The organism is Mycobacterium sp. E2238, from assembly GCF_001672665.1.
Lineage (GTDB): Bacteria > Actinomycetota > Actinomycetes > Mycobacteriales > Mycobacteriaceae > Mycobacterium.
This window is the reverse complement of record NZ_LZKF01000119.1, coordinates 1-5,582: the sequence shown is the minus strand read 5'-3', so window position 1 is coordinate 5,582 and position 5,582 is coordinate 1. Positions and strand designations below refer to the sequence as shown.

4 protein-coding genes are annotated in these 5,582 nt (G+C 68.1%); 1 reads left to right on the top strand and 3 read right to left on the bottom strand.

The window, feature by feature from the left end; genetic code table 11:
* Positions 1–1,856 (bottom strand): multifunctional oxoglutarate decarboxylase/oxoglutarate dehydrogenase thiamine pyrophosphate-binding subunit/dihydrolipoyllysine-residue succinyltransferase subunit (locus A5711_RS10065; RefSeq protein ID WP_156744854.1); only part of this gene is annotated, 1,856 nt, incomplete at its 3' end.
* Positions 1,857–2,040: 184 nt separating this feature from the next.
* A complete protein-coding gene (locus A5711_RS10060) occupies positions 2,041–2,817 on the bottom strand; it encodes a hypothetical protein (RefSeq protein WP_067946001.1) in 777 nt (258 codons plus the stop codon).
* A 223-nt stretch (positions 2,818–3,040) separates the two neighbouring features.
* Here A5711_RS10060 and A5711_RS10055 point away from each other — a divergent pair, with 223 nt between their 5' ends.
* The gene (locus A5711_RS10055) at positions 3,041–5,008 is read left to right on the top strand and encodes an MFS transporter (protein ID WP_067945999.1); all 1,968 of its coding nucleotides are present in this window, start codon (positions 3,041–3,043) and stop codon (positions 5,006–5,008) included.
* Positions 5,009–5,022: 14 nt separating this feature from the next.
* On the opposite strand, the gene A5711_RS10050 is transcribed toward A5711_RS10055, so the two are convergent.
* Positions 5,023–5,582, bottom strand: a 560-nt coding sequence (locus A5711_RS10050; RefSeq protein WP_197520774.1) for a DEAD/DEAH box helicase, incomplete at its 5' end; no start/stop codon positions are given.

Genomic DNA, 5,582 nt, shown 5'->3' with positions numbered 1-5,582 from the left:
ACCGGGTCGACGGCCTCCAGGTGCGAGGGGTTCGCGGTCAACGAGACCTGAATGTCGTTGTCGCCGAACATCTGCAGGTAGACGCCGGTGGCGCCGAGGTGGTACTTGACGTCACCGGAACCGTGCGCCTGCGACGGGTTGAGGTTGCCCTCGAACTCGCTGAAGATCTGCGAGTAGGGCTTGCCGACGATGTTGGCCAGCACGTTGAGCCGGCCGCGGTGCGGCATCCCGATGACCACTTCGTCGAGACCGTGCTCGGCGCACTGGTCGATCGCCGCGTCCATCATCGGGATCACGCTTTCCGCACCTTCTAGCGAAAACCGTTTCTGCCCAACGTACTTTGTCTGCAAGAACGTCTCGAATGCCTCGGCGGCGTTCAGCTTGCTCAGGATGAATTTCTGCTCGGCCACCGTCGGTTTGACGTGTTTGGTCTCGACGCGCTGCTGCAGCCACTCTTGCTGCGAGGGCTCGAGGATGTGGGTGTATTCCACGCCGATGTGGCGGCAGTAGGCGTCGCGCAGCAGGCCAAGCACGTCGCGCAGCTTCTTGTACTCGCAGCCGGCGAAGCCGTTGACCTTGAACACCCGGTCGAGATCCCACAGCGTCAGCCCGTGGTTGAGGATTTCGAGGTCGGGGTGGCTGCGGAAGCGGCTGCCGTCCAGCCGCAGCGGGTCGATGTCGGCCATCAGGTGGCCGCGGTTGCGGTAGGCCGCAATCAACTCCATCACCCGGGCGTTCTTGTCGACGATCGAGTCCGGGTTGTCGGTGCTCCACCGCACCGGCAGGTACGGGTTGCCCAGTTCGCGGAAGATGTCGTCCCAGAACGCGTCCGACAGCAGCATCTCGTGGATGGCGCGCAGGAAGTCGCCGGATTCGGCACCCTGAATGATCCGGTGGTCGTACGTCGAGGTCAGCGTGATCAGCTTGCCGATTCCCAGCTCGGCGATGCGCTCCTCGCTCGCGCCCTGGAATTCGGCGGGGTATTCCATCGCGCCGACGCCGATGATGGCGCCCTGGCCGGCCATCAACCGCGGCACCGAGTGCACGGTTCCGATGGTGCCGGGGTTCGTCAGCGAAATCGTCACGCCCGCAAAGTCTTCGGCGGTCAGCTTGCCGTCGCGGGCCCGGCGCACGATGTCCTCGTAGGCGGAGACGAATTCCGCGAAGCGCATCGTCTCGCAACCCTTGATGCCGGCCACCACCAGCGAACGCTTGCCGTCCTTGCCCTGCAGGTCGATGGCCAGGCCCAGATTGGTATGGGCGGGTGTGACCGCGGTGGGCTTGCCGTCGATCTCGGCGTAGTGCCGATTCATGTTCGGGAACTGCTTGACCGCCTGCACCAGCGCGTAACCCAGCAGGTGGGTGAAGGAGATCTTGCCGCCACGGGTGCGCTTGAGCTGGTTGTTGATGACGATCCGGTTGTCGATCATCAGCTTGGCCGGGACGGCCCGAACGCTGGTGGCGGTCGGCACGTCCAGCGAGGCGGACATGTTCTTGACGACGGCGGCCGCGGCGCCGCGCAGGGTCTGCAGCTCGTCGCCTTCCGCGGGCGGGGGAGTCGGGGCTTTGGCTTTGGCCGGTGCTGCCGCGGGGGCGCTGGCGGCACCGTTGCCCGCGGCGGGCTGGGCCGGCGCCGCGGTCTGGGCGACCGGCTGGGTGACCGGCTCGGGTTTTGCTTGCGCGGCGGGTTGGCCGTCGCCGGCGCTCGAGGCCGGTTCGCCGGTCGGCTCGGGGTTGTAGTCGACGAGGAACTCGTGCCAGCTCGGATCCACCGACGAGGGGTCATCGCGGAACTTGCGGTACATCTCCTCGACCAGCCATTCGTTCTGCCCGAATGGTGAACTTATGTTGCTCACGACCGCTGTTCGCCTCAATTCCTCTGTCCTGCAAGCGCTTACGCAGCTGTTGCACGGCGCCTGTACATTTCTCGGCCCCCGGATTGTGGAGCATGTCACAGCAGTGGCGATGCTCTACGTTTCCCGCCCTATAAAGGCTAACCTTTCGCCAGCAATTCGCCAGGGAGACGGGGGTCGCAGGGCGCTAGCCGGCTTCGTGGAACGGCGGCACCAGGTGCAGGGCGCGCGGCCACCGCACGGGCGGGGCGCCGAATGCCCGATCGGCGTTGCGGACGATCTTCTTGCCGGCGAAGTAGTTGCCCACGGCCCCGACGACGATCCCGATGCCCACCGGGAGCACCTTGCCGAACACCAGGGCGCCGCGCCGCAGCGTGTATCGCTTGACCCACGATTTGAACAGTCGCGAGTTCAGCCGTGACATCGACGACAGCGGCACGGCGGCCACGCTCTCGGAAATCCAGCCACCGTTGGTGCGGCTCGGGCCGAAGAGTTGGGCGACCGCTGCCTTACTGTTGTCGCCGACCAGCACCGACAACACCAGGGCCCGGCGGCGTTCCCGGTGGTCGGCGGGGATGTCGTACACCACCGCGACGGCCAACACGAAGAATGCGGTGGCTTCCAGGAACGTCACCGTTTCGGCCGCGGCGGCAGACAGCGCGCTCAGCGTGCCGATGCCGGGGATCGTCGCGACCGCGCCAACCGCCATGCCGCTGGCCGTCACCATGCCCACGTAGCGCTTCTGCAGCTTGGCGAGGATGTCGGCCGGGCTGCTGCTCGGGTGGGCGTTGCGCAGCCGGGACACATAGGCCTCGGCAGCCGGTCCCTGAATCCGTGAGCTCCGCTCGATGACCTGCGCCAAAGCCCGCGCGGAGGTCTTGGGCCGGCCGTTGGTGGGCGGCGCCTGGTCGTCGTGCGACATGCTGAAAAACCGGTTCGAAGACCGCTTCCGTCGGGCCCGCATCTTGCCTCTCCTGCAAATGGCGTCTTACCAGGCTAACGTGCGCGCTCCGGAACGCCGACCGAACTTGAAACCTCCGCGTGGTGTACCCCGGATCGGGTCCGTCGCTGCCCTCAATTGCGTCAGCGGCCATAATGCAGGCTGGATGTCCGTGACGGTCCGGGGGCCCGTCGACAGACCAGCCCCCGCAGCCGGGCATCCTCGGAAGCTGAAACGAGGTGGGTAGATGACCGCGGCGACGCCTCCGTCGTCCGGGGTAACCCGGCGCGCGGCGCCGAACCCAGCCCACCTCACGAAGCGCTGGAACTTCCTCACCCAGAACTCGCCGCAATCCCAGAGGCCCTGGAACGCGCTCTGGGCGATGATGATCGGCTTCTTCATGATCATGGTCGACTCGACCATCGTCGCCATCGCGAACCCGACGATCATGACCAAGTTGCACATCGGCTACGACACGGTGGTCTGGGTGACCAGCGCCTACCTGCTGGGTTACGCGGTCGTGTTGCTGGTGGCCGGGCGGCTCGGTGACCGGTTCGGCCCCAAGAACCTGTACCTGATCGGCCTGGTGGTGTTCACCGTCGCCTCGGTGTGGTGCGGGCTGTCGGGCAGCGCCGCCATGCTGATCGCCGCCCGGGTGGTGCAGGGTGTCGGCGCCGGGGTGCTCACGCCGCAGACCTTGTCGACGATCACCCGGATCTTCCCGGCGGAGCGGCGCGGCGTCGCGGTCAGCCTGTGGGGGGCCACGGCCGGGGTCGCCAGCCTGGTGGGCCCGCTGGCCGGCGGTGTGCTGGTCGACGGGCTGGGGTGGCAGTGGATCTTCTTCGTCAACGTCCCCATCGGCGTGGCCGGGCTTGCGCTCGCGTACTGGTTGGTCCCGGTGCTGCCCACCCAGTCGCACCGGTTCGACGTGGTCGGCGTCGCGCTGTCCGGTGCGGGGATGTTCCTGATCGTGTTCGGGCTGCAACAGGGCCAGGCCGCGCACTGGCAGCCATGGATCTGGGCGATGCTGGTCGCCGGAGTCGGGTTCATGACGGTGTTCGTGTTCTGGCAGTCGATGAACACCGACGAGCCACTGATTCCTCTGGTGATCTTCCGTGACCGCGACTTCGGCCTGTGCAACGTCGGGGTGGCCATCGTCTCGTTCGCCGCGACCGCGATGATGCTGCCGTTGACGTTCTACGCGCAGGCCGTGTGCGGGTTGTCGCCGACGCGCTCGGCCCTGCTGATCGCGCCGATGGCGATCGCCAACGGAGCGTTCGCCCCCTTCGTCGGCAGGATGGTCGACAAATACCATCCACGCCCGGTCCTCGGGTTCGGCTTCTCGGTGCTGGCGATAGCGCTGACCTGGCTCACCTTCGAGATGTCCCCAACGACACCGGTCTGGCGGCTGGTGTTGCCGTTCTTCGCGTCGGGCGTCGGGATGGCGTTCGTCTGGTCGCCACTGACCGCCACCGCGACGCGCAACCTGCCGCCGCGCCTGGCCGGCGCGGGCTCCGCCGTGTACAACTCGGTCCGCCAGCTCGGCGCGGTGCTCGGAAGCGCGGGCATGGCCGCGTTCATGACCGCACGGATCGGCGCCGAGATGCCGCCGCAGCCGTCCGGCGGTGTCGGCGAGGAGACGCCCGCCACGCTGCAACTGCCCGAGTTCCTGCGCGACCCGTTCGCGGCCGCCATGTCGCAATCGGTGCTGTTGCCCGCGTTCGTCGCGCTGTTCGGGATCGTGGCCGCCTTGTTCTTGATCGGCTATGCGCCGTCGGCCGTGGCCGGCGGCCGGTCGGAGGCGGGCGACCTGCTCGGCGACGACTATGACGACGACGACTACGTCGAATTCATCCTTCTTCGGGAACCCGAGGCCGCCCCGGCATCGCGCGCGGCATACGGGCGCGAAAGCGGTGCCGGGACGCCGGCCGATCGGCCCGCGCGCCCGCGCCCGCCGTCCGCGTGGCACAGTCGGCGCGACAAACCCGCTCCGAACGGTGGCCCAATCGGTTTCGCGCACAACGGCTCCCATGTCGACACCCGCGAGCGCTTCCGTCCGGTAACCGAACTCTCGGCGCGCCCATACCGGTCCACCCCCCGCGATCGGCCCGCGCCGCCGCCACGGCCGCAGAACGGCTCCGCGCGCGGTCACCGGCACCGCCGCGATGCCGACGACGACCCGACCGGCTACGGTCGCCACTCGTCCGGCGACTAAGGCCGGGCCGGTCATCAGGCCGGCTGCGTCAACGCCAGAAAAGCGCCCAGCTCGATCAGCCCCGCGGGCGTGCTGGGCAGGTACTCGGTCAGCGACCCCGAGCGCACGATGACCGCGGCGTACTGGGCCCGGCTGATGGCGACGTTGAGCCGGTTCCTGTTGAGCAGGAACGACATTCCGCGTGGCACCACGTCCGCGGAAGAGGCCGTCATCGAGATGAACACCACCGGCGCCTGCCCACCCTGGAACTTGTCGACCGTGCCGACCCGGATCCCGCCGAGCCCGGCGGCGGTCAACCGCCGGCGCAGCAGCGCCACCTGGGCGTTGTAGGGCGCCAGCACCAACACGTCGGAAGCGGTCAGGGGCCGGGTGCCGTGCTCGTCGGTCCAGGGCATGCCGAGCAGTCGTTCGATTTGGCCGGTGATCGCCTCCGCCTCCTCAAGGCTCTCCGTCGAGTTGCCGTGATGCCCTACGGTGAGCGTCCGCACGCCGGGCGGGTATCCGGCAAGGCGCCGGGCGGCGGTGCACTCGTGGGAATGCAGCCTGCCCTCGTAGGACAGAGCCGACACCGCGG